The 24,201-nt window shown below is 71.7% G+C and carries 19 protein-coding genes; 14 read left to right on the top strand and 5 right to left on the bottom strand.

What is annotated here, in order from left to right:
• Positions 1-247: 247 nt before the first annotated feature.
• Positions 248-877 (bottom strand): response regulator, encoded by a 630-nt coding sequence (locus IE278_RS23675; protein ID WP_189775259.1) that lies wholly within the window; start codon positions 875-877, stop codon positions 248-250.
• A gap of 510 nt (positions 878-1,387) precedes the next feature.
• Here IE278_RS23675 and IE278_RS42970 point away from each other — a divergent pair.
• Positions 1,388-2,728, top strand: coding sequence for an ATP-binding protein (locus IE278_RS42970; protein WP_189775260.1), 1,341 nt, complete (start codon positions 1,388-1,390; stop codon positions 2,726-2,728).
• A 1-nt stretch (position 2,729) separates the two neighbouring features.
• On the opposite strand, the gene IE278_RS23685 is transcribed toward IE278_RS42970, so the two are convergent.
• From IE278_RS23685 to IE278_RS23700, 4 genes are all read right to left on the bottom strand, one after another.
• A complete protein-coding gene (locus tag IE278_RS23685) occupies positions 2,730-3,323 on the bottom strand; it encodes a GNAT family N-acetyltransferase (RefSeq protein ID WP_246570552.1) in 594 nt (197 codons plus the stop codon).
• Positions 3,320-3,718, bottom strand: coding sequence for a RidA family protein (locus tag IE278_RS23690; RefSeq protein WP_189775261.1), 399 nt, complete (start codon positions 3,716-3,718; stop codon positions 3,320-3,322). The genes IE278_RS23685 and IE278_RS23690 overlap by 4 nt, the downstream gene beginning before the upstream one ends.
• 73 nt (positions 3,719-3,791) lie before the next feature.
• Positions 3,792-5,408: an alpha/beta hydrolase gene (locus IE278_RS23695; RefSeq protein ID WP_189775262.1), complete on the bottom strand. Its 1,617-nt coding sequence runs from the start codon at positions 5,406-5,408 to the stop codon at positions 3,792-3,794.
• Between the two features lie 178 nt (positions 5,409-5,586).
• Positions 5,587-6,627 carry an Rv2578c family radical SAM protein gene (locus IE278_RS23700; protein ID WP_189775263.1) on the bottom strand — a complete coding sequence of 347 codons (1,041 nt, stop codon included), beginning with the start codon at positions 6,625-6,627 and terminating at the stop codon, positions 5,587-5,589.
• Positions 6,628-6,777: 150 nt separating this feature from the next.
• On the opposite strand from IE278_RS23700, the gene IE278_RS23705 reads away from it, so the two are divergent.
• The 13 genes from IE278_RS23705 to IE278_RS23765 all read left to right on the top strand — a co-directional run bounded on the left by IE278_RS23705 (position 6,778) and on the right by IE278_RS23765 (position 24,201).
• Positions 6,778-7,221 (top strand): SRPBCC family protein, encoded by a 444-nt coding sequence (locus IE278_RS23705; RefSeq protein ID WP_189775264.1) that lies wholly within the window; start codon positions 6,778-6,780, stop codon positions 7,219-7,221.
• Positions 7,222-7,421: 200 nt separating this feature from the next.
• Positions 7,422-9,827, top strand: coding sequence for an MFS transporter (locus tag IE278_RS23710; RefSeq protein ID WP_189775265.1), 2,406 nt, complete (start codon positions 7,422-7,424; stop codon positions 9,825-9,827).
• A 356-nt stretch (positions 9,828-10,183) separates the two neighbouring features.
• Positions 10,184-12,652: an ATP-binding SpoIIE family protein phosphatase gene (locus tag IE278_RS23715; protein ID WP_189775266.1), complete on the top strand. Its 2,469-nt coding sequence runs from the start codon at positions 10,184-10,186 to the stop codon at positions 12,650-12,652.
• Between the two features lie 169 nt (positions 12,653-12,821).
• Positions 12,822-13,544 (top strand): class I SAM-dependent methyltransferase, encoded by a 723-nt coding sequence (locus tag IE278_RS23720; protein WP_189775267.1) that lies wholly within the window; start codon positions 12,822-12,824, stop codon positions 13,542-13,544.
• A 211-nt stretch (positions 13,545-13,755) separates the two neighbouring features.
• Complete coding sequence (locus tag IE278_RS23725; protein ID WP_189775268.1) at positions 13,756-15,615, top strand: glycoside hydrolase family 76 protein; 1,860 nt, start codon at positions 13,756-13,758, stop codon at positions 15,613-15,615.
• Between the two features lie 67 nt (positions 15,616-15,682).
• Entirely contained in the window at positions 15,683-16,891 is a 1,209-nt protein-coding gene (locus IE278_RS23730; RefSeq protein WP_189775269.1) for an NAD(P)/FAD-dependent oxidoreductase, read from the top strand.
• A complete protein-coding gene (locus tag IE278_RS23735; RefSeq protein WP_189775270.1) occupies positions 16,891-17,196 on the top strand; it encodes a (2Fe-2S)-binding protein in 306 nt (101 codons plus the stop codon). Before IE278_RS23730 ends, IE278_RS23735 begins: the two co-directional genes overlap by 1 nt.
• Positions 17,189-18,601, top strand: a complete 1,413-nt coding sequence (locus IE278_RS23740; protein WP_189775271.1) for an FAD/NAD(P)-dependent oxidoreductase — start codon at positions 17,189-17,191, stop codon at positions 18,599-18,601. The genes IE278_RS23735 and IE278_RS23740 overlap by 8 nt, the downstream gene beginning before the upstream one ends.
• An 85-nt stretch (positions 18,602-18,686) precedes the next feature.
• Positions 18,687-19,604, top strand: a complete 918-nt coding sequence (locus tag IE278_RS23745; protein ID WP_189775272.1) for a dihydrodipicolinate synthase family protein — start codon at positions 18,687-18,689, stop codon at positions 19,602-19,604.
• A 14-nt stretch (positions 19,605-19,618) separates the two neighbouring features.
• Positions 19,619-20,620: a proline racemase family protein gene (locus IE278_RS23750; RefSeq protein ID WP_189775273.1), complete on the top strand. Its 1,002-nt coding sequence runs from the start codon at positions 19,619-19,621 to the stop codon at positions 20,618-20,620.
• 157 nt (positions 20,621-20,777) lie between these two features.
• A complete protein-coding gene (locus IE278_RS23755; RefSeq protein WP_189775274.1) occupies positions 20,778-21,455 on the top strand; it encodes a GntR family transcriptional regulator in 678 nt (225 codons plus the stop codon).
• A 90-nt stretch (positions 21,456-21,545) separates the two neighbouring features.
• Positions 21,546-23,318, top strand: a complete 1,773-nt coding sequence (locus tag IE278_RS23760) for an immune inhibitor A domain-containing protein (protein ID WP_189775275.1) — start codon at positions 21,546-21,548, stop codon at positions 23,316-23,318.
• A 46-nt stretch (positions 23,319-23,364) separates the two neighbouring features.
• Positions 23,365-24,201, top strand: coding sequence for a M55 family metallopeptidase (locus IE278_RS23765; RefSeq protein ID WP_189775276.1), 837 nt, complete (start codon positions 23,365-23,367; stop codon positions 24,199-24,201).

Consider the following 24,201-nt stretch of genomic DNA (forward strand, 5'->3'; position numbering starts at 1 on the left):
CAGGCGGACGAACGTCGCGGGATCCGAACTGCCGTCATCTCCGCGCACATGGCCCGGGTCCTGCTCCCCGGCGGCCCCGTCGTACGACCGCCCGGCTGGGTGCGACGTCGGATTCGGGAAGTCGCTCGGCACCGGCTCGGACCGATGTCGGGGGAGGTCGCACATTTCGCACCATAAGTGACGGACGTCCCGCCGGACATCCCCCAGACGGGGCGAACGGCCCCCTCAGATGGGCTGATTCACCGTGCTACGGCATCTCGCGCGGCAGGATCCCCAGCCGCGTGGCTGTCACCACCGCCTCCAGCTGACTGTGCGCACGCAGTTTCGCGAGGACGCTCTTCACATGTCCGCGTACCGTGTGCCGGCTGAGGACGAGCCGGTCCGCGATCGTCTTGAGACCGTGCCCCTGGGCGAGCAGCACCAGCACCTCGTGCTCGCGGCGAGTCAGCCCGCCCCCGCCCCGCTGCCGCGGCGGCAGCCGGGCCGCCAGCGTCGACTCCTCCACGAGGAGCTTGCCGGTGGCCGTCGTCCGGATCGCGGTGAGGATGTCCCCGAACGGGCTGTGCTTGGCGAGGAACGCCGAGGCGCCCGCCGTCACCGCCCGCGCCAGCTGGTCGGGTGTCGCGTCCGCCGTCAGGACCACCACCCGGGCCGAGGGATGGGCCTTCTTCAGCAGCCGGGTGCCCTCGATACCGTCCGTGCCCGGCAGATGGATGTCCATCAGCACCACGGAGGGGGGCCGACGGGCCGCCTCCCGCAACGCCTCGTCGACCGTACCCACCGCTTCGCCGCAGTCCAGATCCGGCTGTGCCCCGATGGCGATGGCCAGGGCGTCGGCCAGCGCGCGCTGGTCCTCGACCACGAGCACGCGGATCATCCCGGATCCTCCCCCTCCGGATGGCCGGCTCTCCCCGGGCCGGTGGTGGCGATGCGCTTCGAGCGTAGTGCTCCGCACCCTCGGCGGGCCCCGGCCGGACCCGGGAATATGCCTCCGGTGTCTGGCCCAACACCCCGTACACGGTACAGAGTTGAAGGGAAACGCCGGGGGTGGCCGATCCTTGGCCGGTCAGCGGCAGGTGGCAGGGGGCGCCGGAGGACAGCCCGTGCGTTCCTCGTACCGCACGGGTCCGGCCCTACGGGGGCGATGCCCGCCGCGTCGGCCGACACGCGCCTGATGTGCTCTGCGTACCGGCTGTCCGACCGTTTGCGGACAGGGGGCGTCGACGCCGTGGGGAAGCCGCGGCGGGCGCCCGGTGCGGGTGCTCCCGCGGACGCACCGCAACGTGCCCGGCGGGAGGAAGCTGGGGGGACATGAGGGGTACCGGTTCGCTGGACGGACCACTGGACGGACCGCTGGGTCGGCGAAGGGGGCGCGGGGACGCACACCATGGCTGACGACGGGCGTCAGGAGCTGTACGCGGCGATGACGCTGGCCGCGCCCGACGGCATCGTCGCGGTCGACGCCGACGGACGCGTGGGGGCGTGCAACCCGGCCGCGGCGGCGCTGCTGGAGCGGCCGGCCGACGAGCTGATCGGCTCCGTTTTCGGCTTTCCGCTCGACGACGGAGAGTCCACCGAGGTCACGCTGGTGCTGCCGAGCGGCCGCAACGAGGTCGTCGGGATGACGGTCGCCCTCGTCCGGTTCCACGGCCGGCGGCTGTACGTGGCCACTCTGCGCGACGGGACCCGCCGGCAGCAGGCCGACCAGGTGCTGCAGGCCGCCCTGGAGCACCAGAGCGTGGTGGTCGCGGTCGCCGCGCACCAGTTGCACAACCCACTCGCGGCCCTGGCCGCCCTGGTGCACGTGCTCAGGGACCCGGCGCCCGGACTGGCCGACGAGCGACGCGCGGAGGTGGTCGAGCGAATCGCCGAACGCACGGCCCGCCTACAGGCCCTGGTCCGCAAACTCCTCACCGCCGCACGAATCGACGGCGCCGCCCAACAGGGCACACCGGAACCGGTACGGGTACGCGATTTCCTACTGGCCCAGTTCACGGGGGGCGGGTCCGAGCCCGGGGCTGAGCCCGAGCCGGAGACCGGGGCTGAGCCCGAGCCCGAGTCCAGGGCCGAGTCCGAGTCCAGGGCTGAGCCCGAGCCCGGGGCCGCTCCCGATCCCGAGTCCGAGGCCAGCTCCAGATCCGAGCCCGGGTCTGGGTCTGGGTCCAGGCCCGAGCCCGAGCCCAGGCCCGAGCCCAGGCCCGAGCCCGAGCCCGGGGCCGATCCCGAGCCCGGGTCTGAGGCCGGATCCGAGTCCGGGGCCGGGTCTGGGACCGGAGCCGGGTCGAGATTGGAGCCCGAGCCCGGGGCCGAGGTCGGGGCCGGATCCGGGGCCTGGCTCGGAAATCGGGCTCTTGGGGACGGGCTGATGATCGCGGTGCCGGGGCATCTGGTGGCCCGTGTCGACCCCGTGGGGTTCGCCGAGATCTTCGGTAACTACCTGGAGAACGCGCTCGCCTACGGCCGGGATCCCGTCGAGATCACCGCGCGCGAAGCCGGCGGACGTATCGAGGTCCGGGTCGCGGACCACGGCTCCGGTGTGCCGGAGTCCTTCGTTCCGCACCTCTTCGAGCGCTACCGCCGCGACCCCGCCACCGCGGCGGCCACCGAGGGCACCGGCCTCGGCCTGTGGATCGCCCGCAATTTGGCCCGGGCCAACGGCGGCGACGCCTGGTACGAACCGGGCCGGCCGAACGGCGCGGTCTTCTGCGTCAGCCTCCCCAAGGGGTGACTCAGCGCTCCAGCGGCCGTGCGTACCGCACCTCCGGCACCTTGACACCCTCGACCTCGTAGGGCTCCTCGGCGCCGTCCGCGGTGAAACCGGCCCGCTCGTAGAAACGGCGCGCGCCCGCGTTCTCCCGAAGGACCCGGAGCAGCATCCTGTCGTGCCCCGCGGCGGCGCACCGCCCGACCGACTCCCGCAACAAGGTGCGGCCCACGCCGCGCCCCGTCCGTCCGGGGTCGACGTAGATCGCGTACAACTCGGCGTCCCCGGCACCCCCATCACGCCCGGCATCCACGGCAGGCGGTTCTTCGCCGCGGTAGGGCCCGTGGCAGGCCCAGCCGACGACTTCGCCGGCCCACTCCGCGACGAGGTTCACCACGCCCGGAGCCGCCTGCTCGAAGTGGGCCCGCCGACGCGGGAGTTCGGCCGACACGTCGAGCCCGTCGAGGTACGACTGCGGCATCAGCCCTCTGTACGCGCTCTGCCAGCCGCGAACCCGGATCTCCGCCACGCGCGGGCAGTCGGCCAGGGTCATCTCGCGGACGCGCAGCGGGACACGGGAGAGCGGCACACGGGCCAGCGGGGTACGGGAATCGCTCATGCGGGCAGTATCGCGAACGCCTCTATCTCCATCAGGAACTCCGGGCGGACGAGCCCCGCGACCTGCACGGCCGAGGCGGCCGGCAGGCGGTCCGAAGGGATGTGTTCGGCCCGGGCCGTGCGGATGGCCGGCATGTGGGCCATGTCCGTGACGAAGTAGGTCAGTTTGACCACGTCGTCGAAGCCGGCGCCGGCCGCGGCGAGGCAGCGGCGCAGGTTCTCGAAGACCTGACGGGCCTGCGCCGCCGGGTCACCCTCACCGACCACCTTGCCGTCCTCGTCCAGCGGCAACTGGCCCGAGACCGCCACGAAGCGGCCCGTGCCCATGACGACGTGCGCGTACGCGGCGGCGGGGGCGACGCCGTCGGGGGCGGTGATGCGGATCGGTCCGGTCATGGATCAATCCTGCATCACGGCACTGACAACGCCCCCCGGTCGGCCCCGCCCAGCGCCGATCAGCCCCGACGCCCTAGCCCCGGAAACCGATCAGGCCGTGCAGGGTCGCGCCCCGCGAGGCCGTGCCGGTGCCCGAGCCCGCTTTCGCCTTTGCCTTCGCGGTCAGCGGCTTGGGGTCGGGCAGCTTCGCGCACACCGCGTCGGCCTCGCCGTTCCCGCGCGGCACCTGGCCGTCGGTCAGATAGGCGGCCAGATGCTTGTCCAGGCAGGTGTTCCCGCTGAGGGTGACGCCGTGGTTGCCGCCGCCCTGCTCGACCACCAGGCTGGAGCCGCCCAGCAGGCGATGGACCATGGCGCCACCCTCGTACGGGGTGGCCGCGTCGTCCGTCGCCTGGAACAGCAGCACCGGCGGCACCGAGTCGTTCGAGACGTCCACGGGCTCGGCCGAGTCGGTGGGCCAGAACGCGCACGGGGCGTTGTACCAGGCGTTGCTCCAGGTCATGAAGGGTGCCTTCTCGTACACCGCCCAGTTGTCCTCGCGCCACTCGTCCCAGTCGCGCGGCCAGTGCGCGTCACGGCACTGCACCGAGGTGTAGACGCTGTAGCCGTTGTCGTCCGCGGTGTCGACGGCCCCGAAGTTCTCGTACGCCTCGACCAGCGGATCGTCGTTCCCGGTCTTCACGAAGGCCGCGAACGCGTCGGCGAGGTAGGGCCAGTAGCCGTTGAAGTAGGCGCCGGGGGAGAAGGTGTCCTCCAGCTCCGAGGCGCCCACCGTGCCGTCCGCCGGCTTCTTCGCCAGCGCCGCCCGCATCGCGTACCAGGCCGCCTCGATCCTCTCCGGATCGGTGCCCAGCCTGTACGTCGTATCGTGCCGGGCGACCCAGGCCATGAAGGCCCGGTGACGGGAGTTGAAGGCGTGGTCCTGCGCGATGTTGTCGTCGTACCAGACACCGGTGGGATCGACGACGGAGTCCAGCACCATGCGCCGTACGCGGTCCGGGTGGAGCTTCGCGTAGACGGCGCCCAGGTAGGTGCCGTACGAGTACCCGAAGTAGTTGATGCTCCTGGCGCCGAGGGCGCTCCGGATGGCGTCCATGTCCTGGACCGCGCTCACCGTGTCGATGTACGGCAGCAGGTCCCCGTGCTTGGCCGCGCAGGCTTGCGCGAAGGCCTGGACGCGGTCGAGGTTGGCCTGTTCGAGAGCGGGGGTCGTCGGCAGCGAGTCGGGGCGCACCGGCTTGAAGTGCCCCGGCCGGCAGTTCAGGGCGGGCCTGCTCGCGCCGACCCCGCGCGGGTCGAAGCCGATGACGTCGTACTGGGCCGCCACGTTCTTCGGCAGCGAGGCCGCGACGAATCCGGCGAGGGTCAGACCGCTGCCGCCGGGGCCGCCCGGGTTCACCAGCAGCGGGCCCTGGTAGGTCTTCTTCGAGGTGTGCGGGACCCGTGACAGCGCGAGCGTGATCTTCCGGCCGTGCGGGTTCGCGTGGTCGAGGGGCACCTTCAGGGACGCGCACTGGAGCGTCGGATAGTTCTTGGTGCCGCACTTCTTCCAGGTGGGCTTCGCCGTGTCGGCGGAGGGGACGGTGTGCCGGGCGGTCGCGGAGGCCGGGCTCGCGTCGGCCGGGACCGCGGTGATCGTTCCGGCAACCACGGCGGCGGCGCCGCACAGGGCGGCTGCGCGTCGGTTCACAATGAATCGCCTCACATCGATGTACCGGACAGGGGGCCGTGCGCCTCACGGCCCTGGCCGTATCGTCCCGGGGCGGGCACCCGGAAGGACCGCTTCTGCCGAGAGTTGACCCCATTGGGCCGCGGTGTGCGGCCGGATGCAGGGCAGTCGGTGCCCACCGGTGTGTGAGGGGTGCCGGTCACAGAAGGGTCAGCTGGGTGGGCTCCGGTGCGACCGGCTCGGGCACCGGGATCCTGCGGGGCATCCCCGCGCGCGTGGGGCCTATCCCGTACTCCTCGGCCAGCTCGTGCACCTGCCGGGTGATCCGGCGCTGGTACCACTTCGGGGCGTACGCGCCCTCCGCGTACAGCCGCTCGTACCGGCGGACCAGATGCGGGTGGTGATGTCCCAGCCAGCTCATGAACCACTCGCGTGCCCCGGGCCGCAGATGCAGCACGAGCGGGGTCACCGAGGTCGCGCCGGACGCGGCGATCGCCCGTACCGTCGCGCGCAGTTGGGAGGGGTCGTCGCCGAGGAAGGGGATCACGGGCGCCATCAGGACCCCGCAGTCGATGCCGTGCGCGCTCAGCGTGCGGACGACGTCGAGGCGGCGCTCCGGGGCGGGCGTGCCCGGCTCCACGGTCCGCCACAGGTCGAGGTCGGTGAAGCCCACGGAGACGGAGATCCCCACCTCGGTGACGGCCGCAGCCTGCTTCAGCAGGTCCAGGTCGCGCAGGATCAGCGTGCCCTTGGTGAGGATGGAGAAGGGGTTCGCGTGGTCGCGCAGGGCCGCGATGATGCCGGGCATCAGCCGGTAGCGGCCCTCGGCGCGCTGGTAGCAGTCCACGTTGGTGCCCATCGCGATGTGGTCACCGAGCCAGCGCCGTGAACCGAGCTGGCGCCGCAGCAGCTCAGGGGCGTTCACCTTCACCACGATCTGGCTGTCGAAGCCGAGGCCGGTGTCGAGGTCCAGATAGCTGTGGGTCTTGCGGGCGAAACAGTAGACGCACGCGTGCGTGCACCCCCGGTAGGGGTTGACCGTCCACTCGAAGGGCATGCGCGAGGCCCCCGGGACGCGGTTGACGATCGACCGGGCCCGGATCTCGTGGAAGGTGATTCCGCGGAACTCGGGCGTGTCGAACGTCCGGGTGGTCACCGTCTCCGCGCCGAACAGAGCGGGGTTTGTGGGGCCGGCCGACGGATTCCCGTCGGACTCCACTGCGAGGTTCTCCCACCGCATGACGCCTCCTCGATAGCACTGACCACAGAATAGAACACATGTTCCCTTGATCGTGCGACCCCATAGTTGTGGACCCCGATTTGGGCGGCTCGGGCGCCTGATGGTTGGCTGAGCGCTGACGCCCGAGATCCCGAGTGCTGGAGGAACGCAATGGCGCAGGTCGAGGCCACCACCGAGCGAGTCGTGACGGGTCAGCCGGACGACGTGTTCGACGCGCTGGCCGACTACAACGGCACGCGTTCGAAGATCCTGAGCGAGCACTTCAGTGAGTACGAGGTCCGGGAGGGCGGTGACGGCGAGGGGACTGTCGTCCACTGGAAGCTCCAGGCCACCAGCAAGCGGATCCGTGACTGCCTGCTCGATGTGAGCGAGCCCACCGACGGCGAGCTGGTCGAGAAGGACCGCAACAGCTCGATGGTGACCACCTGGCGTGTCACCCCGGCCGGCGATGGCAGGTCCCGGGTCGTCGTCACCACCGTCTGGGACGGCGCGGGCGGCATCGGCGGTTTCTTCGAGCGGACCTTCGCGCCCAAGGGCCTCGGCCGCATCTACGACGAGGTGCTGGCGAAGCTCGCCACCGAGGTGCAGAAGTAGCCGTCCGCTCCGACCCGCTCCGCGGGATTCCCGCGCTCACCGTTTCGAGTGGTTCTCAGTACGGCCCAGTTGTACGCCGTAGGGCTCCTACCGGCGGATACGTCTGCTGAGGCCCATCTCAGGGCGACTCGTCGCGCTTGCTCCCAGATGTCGCGTAATGCGAGAAATGGGCCCCGCAGGCGCGACGAGGGGAGCAGCACGTGGGTGGCACGGCTCTGGCGGAGAGCGGACGAGACGTTTCCTCTCCGGCCCCCGACACACCCCAAGCGCCGCCGGAGCTGCCCCAGTTGGAGGCGCTGAGCCCGCGCCGTGTGCGCCTGGTGTTCTTCGCGCTCATGCTCGCGCTGCTGCTCGCGGCCCTGGAGCAGATGATCGTCGCCACCGCGCTCCCGAAGATCGTCGGAGAGCTGCACGGCCTGGACAAGATGTCCTGGGCGATCACCGCGTATCTGCTCACGTCGACCGTAGGGCTGCCCGTCTACGGCAAGTTCGGCGATCTGTACGGCCGCAAGGGCGTCTTCCAGTTCGCGATCGTCGTCTTCGTGATCGGCTCCGCGCTGGCCGGATGGTCGCGCACCATGGACCAGTTGATCGCCTTCCGCGCCCTCCAGGGCGTCGGCGCCGGCGGCCTCATGATCGGCGTACAGGCCATCATCGCGGACGTCGTGCCGGCCCGGGAGCGGGCCCGCTTCATGGGGATGATCGGCGCCGCGTTCGGACTCGCCTCGGTCGCGGGCCCGTTGCTCGGCGGCTACTTCACCGACCATCTCTCCTGGCGCTGGTGCTTCTACGTCAACGTCCCCTTCGGCCTGATCACGCTGGCCGTCGTGGCCGTCGTCCTCGAACTGCCGAAGCCCACCGCCAGGCCGCGTCTGGACGTCCTGGGCGCCCTGCTGCTCGCCGCCGCCTCCACCTGCCTTGTGCTGCTGACCAGTTGGGGCGGCACGGAGTACGCGTGGGACTCGCGCGTCGTCCTCGGACTCGCCGCGGGAGCCGTCGCCTCGACCGCGCTCTTCCTCGTCGCCGAGCACCGCGCGGCCGAACCCCTCATCCCGCTACGGCTGTTCCGCGACGGCGTCTTCAACGTCACCGCCGTCGTGGGGGTGATCGTCGGCGTCGCCCTCTTCGGCGCGGCCAGCTATCTGCCCACGTACCTGCAGATGGTCGACGGCGCCACCGCCACCGAGTCGGGCCTGCTCATGCTCCCCATGATGGGTGGCATCGTCGGCGCCTCGGTCGTCTCGGGCCATCTCATCAGCCGCAACGGCCACTACAAGGTCTATCCGATCCTCGGCAGCGCCCTGTCCGTCCTCGGCATGTGGCTGCTCTCCCGGCTCGAAGCCGATACGCCCCGGCTGCACTACAGCGTCTGGATGGCCCTGCTCGGCGCCGGGATCGGCCTGGTCATGCCGGTGCTGATCCTCGCCGTGCAGAACTCCGTGCACCCGCACGACCTCGGCACCGCGACCAGTGCCAACAACTACTTCCGGCAGATCGGCGGCAGCGTCGGCGCGGCGGTCTTCGGCACGCTCCTCGCCGACCGGCTCGCCGACTCCCTCGCCGACCGGCTGCCCGCCGGGGCCGGTGTGCCCGACCCCGAGTCCATCACCCCGCAGCTCGTCCACGCACTGCCCGCCGCACTGCGGGACGGCTACATCGCGGCGTACACCGACGCGATGCCGCGGATCTTCCTCTACCTCGTGCCGGTGCTCGTCCTGGGCCTGCTCGTCGCCTTCTTCCTCAAGGAGAAACCGCTGGTGTCCCACCACACCCCCACCGCAGTCCCCGAGACCGCCGCCGCACCGCTGAACGCCACCGTTCCGGGGGCCCGTTCGACGTACGCCGCCGGGATCCCCGTCTGCGGCACCGTGCAGCACCCCGACGGCACGGTCGTGCCCCGCGCCGCGCTCACCCTCATCGATGTCGCGGGGCAGCAGATCGGGCGGGGCGCGAGCGGCGAGGACGGACGGTACGCGCTGTCGACGCCCGGCTCGGGGGCGTACGTCCTGATCGCCGCGGCCGGCGGGCACCAGCCGCAGGCGGTCAGCGTCACCGTCGGGGAACGGCCCGTGGAACTGGACGTGGTCCTCGGCGGGGCGGGGCGTCTCGCCGGGAGCGTCGTCACGGCGGACGGGACGCCCGTGCGGGACGCGACCGTCACGCTCACCAACGTGCACGGGGAGGTGGTCGCCTCGACGCGCAGTGGGCGGGAGGGCGGCTATGTCATCACGGAGCTGGTGGCGGGGGAGTACACCCTGGCCGGGAGCGCGCCCGCCTTCCGGCCGGCCGCGCTGCCGGTGAGCGTGCAGGCCGCGCGCGAGACCCGGCAGGACGTCGAGCTCGCGGGCGGGGCGGTGCTGCGGGGGACCGTGCGGGCGAGTGGGGGGCGGCCGGTGGAGGACGCGCGGGTCACGCTGCTCGACGCGGCGGGGAACGTGGTGGACACGCTGACCACCGGGGGTGACGGGGCGTTCCGCTTCATCGACCTCTCGTCGGGCGAGTACACGGTGATCGCGGCGGGATACCCGCCGGTGGCCACGGTTCTGCAGGTGGCGGGAGGCGGCCGAACGGAACGAGACCTCCAACTGGGCCACGAGGACGACTGAGGGTGCTCAGCCTTTTGCCTTTGGGGGCGCGGGGAACGGCGCAGTCTTTCGTCTTTCAGGGGCGCGGGGAACGGCGCAATCCTTTGCATGTAGGGGCGCGGGGAACTGCGCGGCCGGCCCCCACCGGCCCGCAGGTAAGAGACTGCGCCGTTCCCCGCGCCCTTGGGGGTGAGGGCGAGGCAGGTCGTCGGGTGCAGGCCCGTGGGGGCCGAGCGCGCAGTTCCTCGCACCCCTGGCGTGGCTCGGTGTGCGCCGGGGCAATTCGGGGATTGGCACACATGGCCACCGAGCCCGGACGTACCGTGGTTGATGTGGTGGCGCAGATCTTGCGGACCGTGGGAGAGAGGGCCTGAGCCATGGACCGTGGCACCGAGAGGGGCGCACCTTCCCAGCGTGCGGCCGGTGACGGGGCCGCCGCGGCGGGACGCATTCCGCTGGCCGTGGTCGTGGTGGACCGGGACGGACTGGTCTCGCACTGGAGCCGCGGTGCCCGGCGCCTCTTCGGTACCGCGCGGGAAGAAGCCGTCGGCCGTCCCGTCGTCGATCTGCTGCCCGTCTCCGGCGCCCTGCCCGAGGACGACGAGAGCGCGCCCTACGGGGCGTACGCCGCGTACGACGGCCTCGGCCCCGACCTCGAGTCCTCCCTCGACGGGCGGCTGTTCTACCCCGCGGCCGGCCGCGCGCGGCTGACCGCGGCGGACAGCGACCGGATCGACGTCCTGTGGTGGGCGTACCCCCTGGTGGGACCGGGGGCGGAACGCCTGCTGGTACTCGCCGCCGACGCGGGCGCGCTGCGTCCCGAGGACACCGGCGCGGGTGTGGGCGCGGGCGACGGCGCCGCCGTGGAGCGCATCGCGCCCGGCTTCGCGCTGCACACCGACTTCCCCGGCGCCGAGGACCTGGCCCGCAGGCTGCCCGAGATCCTGCCGAGCATGAGCGTCGGCGAGGGCGCCCGCATCGTCGCCCAGGTCCTCGAACTGGGCTATCCCGTCCTGGAGTTCAGCCAGAACGACCGGGTCCCCGTCACCCCCGACTGGGGTGTCCCGCGGCGCGCCGAACGCAAGGCACGCCAGGAACGGGCCGCCGCGGCGGCCCTGTCCGGCGAACCGCTGCCGCAGGACGCCGGGGACGAGGGCGAGGACCTCGAATACGCGGCCGTACGGGAGCGGCTGGAGTTCCTGAACGAGGTCAGCGGACGCATCGGCACCTCGCTCGACCTCTCCCGCACCATCGTCGAGGTCAGCCGGGCCGTCGTCCCGCGCTTCACCGACGTGGCCGGGACCTATCTGCGCGAACAGGTCGTCGCGGGCGAGGGCTTCCCCGACGGCGTGCCCGACACGACCACCATGTGGCACCGGGTCGCGGTGGAGCACACGGACGAACCGGGCCGCTGGGACGACGTCGTACCGGTCGGCGAGGCCATGCCGTTCCCGGCGCACACCCCGTTCTTCCAGTGCATGACCACCGGCGACCCCGTCCTCGTGCCCCGCATCAGCGAGCAGATGGGCCACATGATCGCCGCGCAGTTCGAGAAGCGCGACATCCGGCCCCTCATCACCGGCCGCTCCATGCTGGTCGTGCCCCTCAAGGCCCGCAACGTGGTCCTCGGCTTCATGATCCTGCTGCGCCACCCGGAGCGCGTCGAGTTCAACGACATGGACCGCGTCACCGGCGCCGAACTCGCCGCGCGCGCCGGGCTCGTGCTCGACAACGCCCGCATGTACACGTACCAGGAGAGCGTCGCCGAGACCCTCCAGGACAGCATGCTGCCCCACATCGCCCCGCGGATGTCCGGCTGCGACATCGCGACCCGCTATCTGCCGGGCACGCTGCTCGGGCGGGTCGGCGGCGACTGGTTCGACTCCGTGAAACTGCCCGGCTCACGCACCGCCCTCGTCGTCGGTGACGTCATGGGTCACGGCCTCAACTCGGCAGCGATGATGGGGCAGTTACGGACCGCCGTCCAGACCATGGCGGCCCTCGACCTGCCACCCGCACAACTCCTGCGCAACCTCGACGACCTGGCGCAGCGACTCGGCGAGCACTACCTCGCGACCTGCCTGTACGCGATCTACGACCCCATCGCGAGCGAGCTGGAGATCGCCAACGCGGGCCACATCCCGCCCGTGCTGGTCCGCGCCGAGGACGGCCGCAGCGATCTGCTCGACCTGCCGACCGGCGCGCCCATCGGAGTCGGCGGAGTGCCCTTCGAGTCCGTACGCGTGCGGGTGGCACCCGGCGACCGGCTCGTGATGTGCACCGACGGCCTCGTCGAGGTGCGCGGCGAGGACATCGGCGTCGGCCTCGCCACGCTCTGCGAGTCCGCGGCCCACCCGGCCGCCTCCATGGACGACGCCTGCGACACGATCATCCGGGCCCTCAACACCCGAGGCGGACGCAAGGACGACGTGGCGCTCCTGATGGCCCGGCTCAACGGCATCGAGCCCGAGGACGTCGCCGAGTGGCGGATCGGGCACGACCCCCGGGAGGCCGGCAGGGCGCGCGCGGCGGTCCGTGAACAGCTCCACACGTGGGGCCTCGGCTCCGTCGCCGACACCGCCGAGCTGCTGGTGAGCGAGCTCGTCACCAACGCCGTACGGCACTCCCACAGCCGGCCCATCGCCCTCAGGCTGGTCCGGGGCGAGACCCTGCTGTGCGAGGTGGACGACGACGACCACACCCTGCCCACGCTGCTCAGCGCGGGGCGGCTCGACGAGTTCGGGCGAGGGATGCGGGTCGTGAGCACGCTGGCGCGGGAGTGGGGGACCAGTCGGACGGGGTCCGGCAAGACGGTGTGGTTCGAACTGACCCTGCCGCATCGCTGAGCGCGAAGCGCTGCGCTTCGCCAGCGTGGAGATGACTCTGCGGGCGGTGAGGGCTGGTCGCGCAGTCCCCCGCGCCCCTTTCGGGGCGTAAAGGTGTGCGCCGTGTTCTTGTCGTTGTGAGCCGGGCGCGATAAACCGGACTGCCCGTCACTTTTCCTGGGGAGCCGGCATGAGCGTGACCACTCGGTACAGAGAGGCCTGGGAGGGCTTCTGGCGGGAGGCTCCCGCCGAGCCCGGAGCCGTCTTCTGGGACGCCGAACCGGCGCTCACCGCGGGCATCCATCTCGCCCTGTTCGAACCGCATCTGACCGCCCCCGGACTGCCCTTCGTGGACCTCGGCTGCGGCAACGGCACCCAGACCCGGTTCCTCGCCGACCGCTATCCCCGGGTCATCGGCGCCGATCTGTCGGCCGCGGCCCTCGACCACGCCCGGCTCGCCGACCCGGCGGGCCAGGCCCACTACCGGATGGTCGACGCGGCGGAGAAGATCGAGGCCGAGACGCTGCACGCCGAGATCGGCGACGCCAACGTCTACATGCGCGGCGTTCTGCACCAGTGCGAGCCGGCCGACCGGCAGGCGCTCGTCGACGGTCTGGCCATCCTCGTCGGCGACCGGGGCCGCGCGATTCTCGTCGAACTCGCCGAGGCGGCCGGCGCCGTACTGCGCGGCCTCGCCCGGAGCCCGGAGGGACCGCCGGCGAAACTCGCGCCGGTCTTCCGGCACGGCATCGCGCCCGGTGAGGTGGCCGACGCCGCCGTACCGGAGTATCTGCGGGCGGCCGGGCTCGTGGTGGTCGCGAACGGGGAGCTGCCGCTGGTCACCACGGAGCGCCGCGCCGACGGTTCACGGATCGAGCTGCCCTCCCTGTGGATGGTCGTGGGACGCAGCTGAGACCCGGGGATCCGGGGATGCGCCAAGGAACTCCAGGGTTCCGGGGGTGCGTGGGGCTGGGGGGCGAGGCGGGATCCGTGGGTGTTCGAAGTCCTGGGTGCGTCCGGTCGTAGCCAGCGTTTGACATGGGCACGATCTGAAGGGCGGTCGCCCTTGCCGGACGGTCGCCGCTGCCCTTCCGTGCACGGCTTCTCCAGAGAGGCGATACGTCATGGCGGCACGCCCCCACCCCCTCCTCGGCGGACTCCTGGCCCTGTTCCTGGCCCTCACCGGCCTGATCGCCCTTCCCCCCACCCCCTCCCACGCCGCGACACCGGTCTGCGCCCTGGTGTGCGACACCCACGACCCCTCGAAGGCGCGGCAGGACACGTTCCCGGTGCCGGACAGAACCGTCAACGGCAGAATCCTGCGACTGCACGTCTCCGACCCGGACAACACGGCCTGGGCGAGCATCGACAACGGCGCGGCCGGTGACTCCGTCTGGCTGGACCGCTCCTGGGACCGGGGCGCCACCTGGGAGGGTCTGCTCGGCAAGGCGAGCGTCCCCGGCTCATGGACCGGCACCCGCACCCTCATGTACAACATCACCGACCCCGTCGGGCACCGGCGCGGCTGGATCCGCGCCTGCGGCGACGCCGCCGGAGTGACCTGTACCGACTGGGTGTACCCGAAGGTGTGCGACGGCACGTCCTGCGACGGCGCCGACCCCGCCACGGCGGCCGGTGACGACACCCCGGTCCCCGCCACCACGCTCTTCGGGCGCACCATCAGCCTGCACGTCGACCAGCGCGGCGGTACGGCCTGGGGTGTCATCGCCGGAGGCGGCGCGGGCGACGAGATCTGGCTGGACCGCTCCTGGGACAGCGGCGCGAGCCACCCCGAGGGTTCCTCCCTCGGCCGTACGAGCGTGCCCGCCGGAGCCACCTCCACCCGGACCGCCCTGTACGCCACCCGGGACCCGCGCGGCCTGCTGTACGGCGGGGCGGTGCGCGCCTGCGGCCGTGAGGCCGCGCACCAGGAGGGCAGCTGCACGGCCTGGGCCAGGCCCGCACCGACCCGGGCGCGCGGGGCGGCGGACGCGCTGATGGCCTCGTACCACACCGACGAGGGCTGGTGGCGCAGCAGTTGGTGGAACTCCGCCGTCGCGCTCACCTCGGTCGTCGACTTCGCCGCGCAGAGCGGCCGGCACGACTACGACTGGGTGATCGCCCGCACCTACGAACAGAACCGGGGTGTCTTCCCGGCGGGCGGGCGCGGCTCCGACCCGATCGAGGGCCACTTCATCAGCCGGGCCATAGACGACGCGGCCTGGTGGGCGGTGGCCTGGCTGACGGCGTACGACCACACAGGTGACCGGCGCTATCTGGCGGAAGCGGTGACCATCACCGACTATGTCCACCGGTACTGGGACACCGGTACCTGTGGCGGCGGTGTGTGGTGGGACCGGGAGCGCACCTACAAGAACGCCGTCACCAACGGGCTGTATCTGTGGCTCACCACCGCACTGCACCAGCGGATCGACGGCGACACCGTGTGGGGCGCCCGCGCGACCACGGCGGCGGACTGGTACCTCGCCAGCGGGATGATCAACTCCGCGGGCCTGGTCAACGACGGGATCACCTCGGGCTGCGCCAACAACGGCCAGACCGTGTGGAGTTACAACCAGGGGCTCGCCATCGGCGCCTTCACGCAGCTGTGGCGGTCGACGGGGAGCACCCGGTACCTGGACACGGCGAAGCGGCTGGCCGACACCGCGATCTCCTCACCGGCGCTGACCCGGGGCGGCGTACTGACCGAGTCCTGCGACCTCGGCACCGCTTCCTGCGACGACAACCAGAAACAGTTCAAGGGCATCTTCGTACGGCACCTCGCCGACCTCGCGGATGCCACGGACTCGGCCACGTACACGGCGTACGTCACGAAGCAGGCCGACTCCATCTGGGCGACCGACCGGGACGCGCTCAACCGCCTCGGCCAGCGCTGGTCCGGCGCCGTTCCCAACGTGTCGGACTGGCGCACCCAGGCGAGCGCTCTGGAGGCACTGACGGCTGCCGGACGGCTGACGGGCTGAGTACGTGGGTGCCGGTGTGTGGCGGAGGGGGGTGTGCATCCACAGGGGTATGTGACATATTACTGACGTGAGCAACTCGCTGACCTGCGATGTCGTGGTCGTCGGGGCCGGAATGGTAGGGGCGGCGACCGCCCTGTACGCGGCCCGGGCGGGACTGAGTGCCGTCCTGGTGGACCGCGGCCCGGTGGCGGGCGGCACGACCGGCTCCGGCGAGGGCAACCTCCTCGTCTCCGACAAGGAACCCGGCCCCGAACTCGAACTCGCCCTGCTCTCGGGACGGTTGTGGGCCGACCTCGCCGCCGAACCCGGCGTGGGCGGCTCCGTCGAGTACGAGGCCAAGGGCGGACTCGTCGTCGCCTCCACGCCCGAAGGGCTGGCGGCGCTGGAGGGACTCGCCGCCGCACAGCGCTCGGCCGGGGTCCGGGCCGCTTCCGTCGGCCCGGACCAACTGCACGACCTCGAACCGTACTTGGCGCACGGCCTCGCGGGTGGCGTGCTTTACCCGCAGGACGCCCAGGTGATGCCCACGCTCGCCGCCGCCCGTCTCGTCCGGCTGGCCCGCACGGCGGGTGCCTCGCTGCACACCGGCCGGACGGTCACGGACGTGCTGCGCACGGCGTCGGGGGCGGTGCGCGGTGTCCGTACCCCGCACGGGGACATCCACGCGCCCGCGGTCGTCAACGCGGCCGGGACCTGGGGCGGGGAACTGGCCGCGCTGGCCGGGGTGTCCCTGCCCGTGCTGCCCCGGCGCGGCTTCGTCCTCGTCACCGAACCCCTGCCGCGCCGGGTACGCCACAAGGTGTACGCGGCGGACTACGTGGCCGACGTGGCCAGTGACTCGGCGGCGCTGCAGACCTCCCCGGTGGTCGAGGGAACGGCGGCGGGTCCCGTACTGATCGGGGCCAGCCGGGAACGGGTCGGCTTCGACCGCTCCTTCTCGCTGCCCGTCACGCGGGAGCTCGCGGCCGGTGCGACCCGGCTGTTCCCCTTCCTGGCGGAGGTGCGGGCCATGCGCGCCTACCTCGGCTTCCGTCCGTACATGCCGGACCACCTGCCCGCCGTCGGGCCCGACGCCCGGGTGCCCGGCCTCTTCCACGCGTGCGGGCACGAGGGCGCGGGGATCGGACTCGCCACCGGTACCGGCCACGTGATCGCACAGGTCCTTGCGGGCAAGACGCCCGACCTGGATCTCGCACCGTTCCGCCCCGACCGTTTTCCCCGCGCCGACGCCGGCGCCGATCCCGATTCCGCTCCCGCTCCTGTGGAGGGCCCGTGATGCCCCGTACTCCTCTGAGGCTGGTCCGGGCTCGGCCGGAACCGTCCTTCACGGTCACGTTCGACGACCGGGAACTGGCCGTTCTGCCCGGTCAGACCATCGCGGCCGCCCTGTGGTCCGCGGGTGTCGTGTCCTGGCGCACGACCCGGGGCAGCGGTGAGCCACGCGGAGTCTTCTGCGGTATCGGGGTGTGCTTCGACTGTCTGCTGACCGTCAACGGGCGCCCCAACCAACGGGCTTGCCTGGTACGGGCGGAGCCGGGTGACGTGATCCGCACCCAGGAAGGAACCGGGCACCATGAGTGAACGACCCCGCCTCGCGGTGATCGGCGCCGGACCCGCCGGGCTCGTCGCCGCCCTCGCCGCCGCCGCGCGCGGTGTGTCGGTGACCCTCGTGGACGCCGCCCCGGAGGCCGGCGGCCAGTTCTACCGTCAGCCCGCCGCCGGGCTCGGTGCCCGCCGCCCCAGCGCCCTGCACCACCAGTGGCGTACCTGGGAACGGCTCCGTGACGGACTCGCGGCACATGTCCGGGCGGGGCGGATCACACACCTGACGGAACATCATGTGTGGTGCGTGGAGCGGGAAGCGGCCTCCTTCGCCGTGCACGCGCTGCTCGGGCCCGAGCAGGAGGAGTCCGTCGCGGTCCGCGCCGACGCCGTGCTCCTGGCGACCGGCGGCTACGAGAAGGTGCTGCCGTTCCCCGGCTGGACCCTCCCCGGAGTCGTCACCGCGGGCGGGGCGCAGGCCATGCTGAAGAGCGGACTCGTGCTGCCGGGCCGTACCGCCGTGGTCGCCGGGACCGGGCCGTTGCTGATGCCCGTGGCCGTCGGACTGGCCGCGGCGGGGGCGAAGGTGGCCGCCCTCGTGGAATCCGCCGACCCCCGGGCGTTCGCACGGCATGCGCGGGTCCTCGCCGCCCATCCGGACAAGCTCGCCGAAGGCGCCCGGTACGCCGCCGAGTTGGCGCGGTACGGGGTCCGGGTCCATGTCCGTCACACCGTCGTCGCGGCACACGGGAGCGACCGCCTCGAAGCCGTGACCGTGGCCGCGCTCGACACCGACGGACGGGTCAGGGAGGGCAGCGAGTGGCGCGTTCCCTGCGACAGCCTCGCCGTCGGACACGGCATGCTTCCGCACACCGACCTCGCCGAGACGCTCGGCTGCCGCCTCGACGGGGTGAACGTGGCCGTGGACGACGAACAGCGCACCGACGTCCCGGGCGTCTGGGCCGCCGGTGAGGCCACCGGGATCGGCGGCGCCGCGCTCTCGCTGGCGGAGGGCCGGATCGCGGGCCTGTCCATCGCGGCGCGGCTCGACTCGCGGGTGCCCGAGCGGAGTTCCTACGCGGTGGCCGCGAAGGCGCGTGGTGGGCTGCGGGAGTTCTTCGCCGTCGTCGACAAGGTCTGTACGCCGCCCGACCGTTGGGTGGAGCGGGTCGGCGACGACACCCTCGTGTGCCGTTGCGAGGAGGTGCCCGCCGCCGCGATCCGGGAAGCCGTCGACGAACTCGGCGCCGGGGACGTGCGTACCGTGAAACTGCTGACCCGGGCCGGGATGGGCTGGTGCCAGGGCCGGATGTGCGCTCCCGCGGTGGCGGGGCTCGCGGGGTGCCCGCCGACGGCGTCACGGCGGCCGTTCGCCCGGCCGGTACCTCTTGGTGTGCTCGCGCGAGAGCCCGACGGCCCGGCGAGTCGCCCTGACCTTCTCTGACAGGTCGCGTGCGGTCGCGTGTTGTCGCGCGCCACGTGTCACGGACCGCGTTGTGTATCGCCCTACGGATCGGATGGGAAACCTCATGACCGACAACACCGCCAGCGCCGCCGGCACCGGCAACCGACCCTGGCACGGCGTCCTTGTCGCCACCGCCCTCCCGCTCAGGGACGACCTCTCCGTCGACCACGACGCGTACGCCGACCACTGCGCGTGGCTCGTCGCGAACGGCTGTGACGGTGTCGTACCGAACGGCTCGCTCGGTGAGTACCAGGTGCTGACCCCCGACGAGCGCGCCAAGGTCGTGGAGACGGCCGTGGCGGCGATCGGCGGCTCGCGCGTCATGCCCGGCGTCGCCGCGTACGGCTCCGCCGAGGCCCGGCGCTGGGCCGAGCAGGCACGCGACGCCGGCTGCGCCTCCGTGATGCTGCTGCCCCCGAACGCCTACCGGGCCGACGAGCGCTCGGTGCTCGCCCACTACGCGGCGGTCGCGAAGGCGGGCCTGCCGATCGTGGCGTACAACAACCCCATCGACACCAAGGTCGACCTGGTGCCCGAACTGCTCGCCAAGCTGCACGGCGAGGGGTACATCCACGGTGTCAAGGAGTTCTCCGGCGATGTGCGGCGCGCCTACCGCATCGCCGAACTCGCGCCAGAACTGGACCTGTTGATCGGCGCGGACGACGTCCTGCTGGAGTTGGCCGTCGCCGGCGCCAAGGGCTGGGTCGCCGGTTACCCGAACGCGCTGCCCGCCGCGTCCGTCGAGCTGTACCGGGCCGCCGTCCGGGGCGACCTCGACACCGCGCTGCCTCTCTACCGGCAACTGCATCCGCTGCTGCGGTGGGACTCCCAGGTGGAGTTCGTACAGGCGATCAAGCTGTCGATGGACATCGTCGGCCGGCACGGCGGGCTTGTGCGTCCGCCGCGCGTGCCGTTGCGGGCCGACCAGGAGGCCGCCGTCCGGGCCGCCACGGAGAAGGCCGTCGCGGCCGGGCTCGGCTGAGAGGGAGACAGTCCATGCGGAGCAAACTCGTCCTGCACGCCGTCGACTCGCACACCGAGGGCATGCCGACCCGTGTGATCACCGGCGGTATCGGCACGATTCCCGGCGCGACGATGAACGAGCGGCGGCTGTACTTCCGTGAACACCGCGACGACATCAAGCAGTTGTTGATGAACGAGCCACGTGGTCACTCGGCGATGAGCGGTGCGATCCTGCAGCCGCCCACCCGGCCCGACTGCGACTTCGGCGTCATCTACATCGAGGTGTCGGGCTACCTCCCGATGTGCGGACACGGGACGATCGGGGTCGCGACCGTCCTCGTGGAGACCGGCATGGTCGAGGTCGTCGAACCGGTGACGACCATCCGGCTCGACACACCGGCCGGGCTCGTCGTCGCGGAGGTCGCGGTGCGGGACGGGGCGGCGGGGGCGGTCACGCTCTGGAACGTGCCGTCCTTCTCCGTCGCCCTCGACCGCAAGATCGAGCTCGCCGACGGGCGGACGGTGACGTACGACCTCGCGTACGGCGGGAACTTCTACGCGATTCTGCCGCTCGACCAGTTCGGGCTGCCTTTCGACCGGGCTCGTAAGGACGACATCCTTGCGGCCGGGCTTTCGCTGATGGACGCGATCAACGCGGAAGGGGAGCCGGTTCATCCGGAGGACTCCTCCATCCGGGGCTGCCATCATGTGCACCTTGTCGCGCCCGGGTCCACGGCTCGGCACTCGCGGCATGCGATGGCCATTTATCCGGGGTGGTTCGATCGGTCGCCGTGCGGGACGGGGACCAGTGCGCGGATGGCGCAGTTGTTTGCGCGGGGGGAGTTGGGGCTGGAGATCGAGTTCTTGAACGAGTCGTTCATCGGGACACGGTTTTCAGGGCGGCTTCATGGGACCACGGAGGTGGGTGGGGTGCCGGCTGTTCTGCCCAGTTTTACCGGGCGGGCGTGGGTGACCGGGACCGCGCAGTATCTGCTCGATCCCGGGGATCCGTTCCCGGCGGGGTTTGTTCTGTAGTGCGGCGGGGGGCGGTGCGGTGCGGTTTGAAGATTGCGCCGTTCCCCGCGCCCCTAAAGGCAAAAGATTGCGCCGTTCCCCGCGCCCCGAAAAAAGCGAAGGACTGCGCCGTTCCCCGCGTCCCCCAAAAAGCGTGTCCCTGGAAGGAGATCGTTTCGTGGATGTCCAGCGTGTCGGTGAGAGCGTTCTGCCCTTGTTGGGGGGTAGGAAGCCCAGTTATCGGGAGCGGGTTGGGGATGCTCTGCGGGCCGCGCTCATCGCGGGGGAGTTGCGGCCCGGGGAGGTGCATTCCGCGCCCGCTCTCGCCGCTCGGTTCGGGGTGTCCGCCACCCCGGTGCGTGAGGCCCTGCTCGACCTCGCCAAGGAGGGACTCGTCGACACCGTGCCCAACAAGGGGTTCCGGGTCACCGCCGTGTCCGAGAAGCAGCTGGACGAGTACACGCACATCCGCTCGCTGATCGAGATCCCCACCACCGTGGGTCTCGCCGCGTCCGCCGGGGCCGCCGACCTGGCGGCGCTGCGGCCCGTCGCGCAGGAGATCGTCACGGCCGCCGCGGCCGGTGACCTCATCGCGTACGTCGAGGCCGACATCCGCTTCCACCTCGGTCTGCTCGCCCTCGCGGGCAACGAGCACCTCGTCGAGGTCGTCGGTGACCTCCGTAAGCGCTCCCGGCTGTACGGACTGCACGCGCTCGTCGAGGCGGGTCGTCTGGAGGTCTCCGCCGAGGAGCACCTGGAGATCCTCGACGCGCTGGTCGCCCGCGACGAGGGGGCGGTACGTGCCGTCATGACGCGTCATCTCGGGCATGTACGGGGGTTGTGGGCGGCCGAGTGACCGGGGCGGCGACACGCTGCCCGGCAGCGTGGCCCGTGCGTCCTGCCGTGCTCTCCTGGGGGCGCCCCTGGAGCGCGAGGAGGACGCACGGTGAGCGAGTGGATCCGCGGAGCGGTGGTGGCCGCGGCCTTGGCCGTGGCCGCCCCGGCCCCCGACGCCGCGGCACAGGCATGGGGGCTCCGCCCCCGAACCCCCGTCGCGCAGTTCCCCGCGCCCCTGAAAGAGGGGCGCGGGGAACTGCGCGATCTTCTGGGGGCGCGGGGAACTGCGCGGCCAGCCGCGGCGGACCCGCACCCGGCGACGCGCGTGCGTGAGTGGCCCCGTACGCCAACCCCGGCCGTACGTGGCGAGGACAAGGTCTTCGTGTTGCCCGTGGAGTTCGCTGATTACGTGCACAATCGGATTCCGGAGCCCGATCGGGCCGTCGACAACTCCACCGTGTGGAACGTGGATTACAGCCGTGACTACTACCAGCGGCAGATCTTCGGCACGGCCGGTGGCGGGAGTGGGGACTCCCTGAAGGCGTACCTTGTGCGGCAGTCCAGTGGGGCCTACACCATCAGCGGGGCCGTTCACGACTGGACGCGCGTGGGGCGCCCCCTCGCCCACTACGGCACCGACGCCTGCGAGAAGCAGGGCAAGCCGATCTCGACGTACTACTGCAATCAGCAACTCGTCAGCGACGGGCTCGACCAGTGGTACAAGGATCAGCGTGCCGGCGGGCGGACCGTCGCCTCGCTGCGCAAGTACCTTGCCACGTATGACACTTGGGACCGGCACGATCACGACCGGGACGGGGTCCTCGGCGAACCGGACGGGTATCTCGACCGCGTGATGCTGATGTTCGCGGGGGAGTCACAGGTCAACGGCGGTGGGGTCAACGGCTCCGACGCCATCGGTTCCCACCGCGGGACCGTCAGCCATCTGCAGACCGGCGCCGGGAAGCTGGGCCCGGCCGGCGGGAGCAAGAACGGCGGCAGTGAGATCGGTGACTCCGGGATCTGGGTCGACGACTACACCATGACCAACGAGAACCGCGGACTCGGCACCCTGGCCCACGAGTACGGCCACGACCTCGGCCTGCCCGATCTGTACGACACCTCGGGCGCCGAGAACTCCGCCGGCTTCTGGTCGGTCATGGCGCAGGGGTCCCTGCTCTCGGGGGACGATGAACTGGCCGCGTATCCGGCCGACTTGGGTGCTTGGGCCCGGCTCCGGCTCGGCTGGCTCGACCATGTGACCGTCGAGGCCGGTACCTCCTCCACCGTCACGCTCAACCCGCTGTCCGTGCCCTCCTCGACCGCGGGCCCGGAAGCCCTGCTGGTGAAGCTGCCGGCCGACGCGGACGGCAACGCCCGCTACTACGTCGTCGAGAACAGGCAGTACGTCGGGGACGACCGGTTCCTCAAGACCGGCCCCTTCCAGCTGGGTCGGGCATCGGGGCGGCCCAGGCTCAAGGAGCGGCTGCACTACGAGAGCGGTGTCCTGATCTGGTACTGGAACACCAAGTACCGCGACAACAGGACCAGGGCGAACGGCGGTCACGGCCGCATCCTGCCGGTCGACGCCCATGCCGAACCCGCCCGGGCCGCCTCCGGAGCGGTGATCCGCAATCGCCTCCAGTCGTACGACGCGCCCTTCGGCCTGCGGCCCACCACACCGCTCGTCTTCCACCTGGACGGCGTACGGACGGTGATCCCGGCCCGGCCCGCGGTTCCGGTCTTCGACGACCTCAAGGGGATCCACCACCACGAGGCCGCGCCCTACGGATCCAGCCACGACGCCGACTCCGGCACCACCATCACCGTGGCTGAGGAACACGCCGACGGCCGAGTGAAGGTTTCGGTCGGTTCGACCGGCTGACCGCCCGGCCCTGTGGGGCGCATCGCGACTGCGATACAACTGGTGCATGGTAAAGATCCTCATCAGTGCCGACATGGAGGGCGCCACCGGGGTGACCTGGCCGGCCGACGTGCAGCCCGGCGCACCGGAGTGGGAGCGCTGCCGGTCGATGTTCACCTCCGACGTGAACGCCGCGGTCCTCGGCTTCTTCGACGGCGGCGCCGACGAGGTCCTCATCAACGAGGCCCACTCGACCATGCGCAACCTGCTCCTGGAGCAGCTGGACGACCGGGCGCAGATGCTCACCGGGCGGCACAAATCGCTCTCCATGGTCGAGGGCGTGCAGCACGGTGACGTCGACGGCATCGCCTTCGTCGGCTACCACGGGGGAGCGGGCATGGAGGGCGTCCTCGCCCACACCTACCTCGCCAACTCGATCACCGGCGTGTGGGTCGACGGCGAGCGCGCCAGCGAGGGCCTGCTCAACGCGCGCGTCGTCGCCGAGTACGGAGTCCCCGTCGTGCTGGTCACCGGGGACGACGTGACCTGCGAGGACGCGCTCGGTTACGCGCCCGAGGCACTGAAGGTCGCCGTCAAGGACCATGTCTCCCGGTACGCGGCCGTGTGCCGCACCCCGGCCCGTACGGCGGCGGACATCCGCGCGGCGGCCGAGGAAGCGGCACGGCTCGCGGTGCGGCACGAGCCGCACCGGGCGGGCCCCTTCACCGTGGCCCTGGAGTTCGACGCCGAGCACCTGGCCATGTCGGCGACCGTCGTCCCGGGCGTCGAGCAGACCGGGGAACGCAAGGTGGCGTACACCAGCGCCACCATGTACGAAGGCATCCGGACCTTCAAGGCGGTCACCACGATCGTCTCGGCCGCCGTGGAGGAGAACTATGGCTGA

It is taken from the genome of Streptomyces tauricus (assembly GCF_014650955.1).
Classification (GTDB): domain Bacteria; phylum Actinomycetota; class Actinomycetes; order Streptomycetales; family Streptomycetaceae; genus Streptomyces; species Streptomyces tauricus.

Excerpts from the sequence above, each read along its gene's own strand:
- IE278_RS23735 (WP_189775270.1), top strand. The coding sequence starts at position 16,891 with ATGCCCCGTACTCCTCTGAGGCTGGTCCGGGCTCGGCCGGAACCGTCC.
- IE278_RS23715 (WP_189775266.1), top strand. The coding sequence starts at position 10,184 with ATGGACCGTGGCACCGAGAGGGGCGCACCTTCCCAGCGTGCGGCCGGT.
- IE278_RS23685 (WP_246570552.1), bottom strand. The coding sequence starts at position 3,323 with ATGAGCGATTCCCGTACCCCGCTGGCCCGTGTGCCGCTCTCCCGTGTC.
- IE278_RS23700 (WP_189775263.1), bottom strand. The coding sequence starts at position 6,627 with ATGCGGTGGGAGAACCTCGCAGTGGAGTCCGACGGGAATCCGTCGGCC.
- IE278_RS42970 (WP_189775260.1), top strand. The coding sequence starts at position 1,388 with ATGGCTGACGACGGGCGTCAGGAGCTGTACGCGGCGATGACGCTGGCC.
- IE278_RS23725 (WP_189775268.1), top strand. The coding sequence starts at position 13,756 with ATGGCGGCACGCCCCCACCCCCTCCTCGGCGGACTCCTGGCCCTGTTC.
- IE278_RS23745 (WP_189775272.1), top strand. The coding sequence starts at position 18,687 with ATGACCGACAACACCGCCAGCGCCGCCGGCACCGGCAACCGACCCTGG.
- IE278_RS23740 (WP_189775271.1), top strand. The coding sequence starts at position 17,189 with ATGAGTGAACGACCCCGCCTCGCGGTGATCGGCGCCGGACCCGCCGGG.
- IE278_RS23705 (WP_189775264.1), top strand. The coding sequence starts at position 6,778 with ATGGCGCAGGTCGAGGCCACCACCGAGCGAGTCGTGACGGGTCAGCCG.
- IE278_RS23750 (WP_189775273.1), top strand. The coding sequence starts at position 19,619 with ATGCGGAGCAAACTCGTCCTGCACGCCGTCGACTCGCACACCGAGGGC.
- IE278_RS23720 (WP_189775267.1), top strand. The coding sequence starts at position 12,822 with ATGAGCGTGACCACTCGGTACAGAGAGGCCTGGGAGGGCTTCTGGCGG.
- IE278_RS23690 (WP_189775261.1), bottom strand. The coding sequence starts at position 3,718 with ATGACCGGACCGATCCGCATCACCGCCCCCGACGGCGTCGCCCCCGCC.
- IE278_RS23765 (WP_189775276.1), top strand. The coding sequence starts at position 23,365 with ATGGTAAAGATCCTCATCAGTGCCGACATGGAGGGCGCCACCGGGGTG.
- IE278_RS23675 (WP_189775259.1), bottom strand. The coding sequence starts at position 877 with ATGATCCGCGTGCTCGTGGTCGAGGACCAGCGCGCGCTGGCCGACGCC.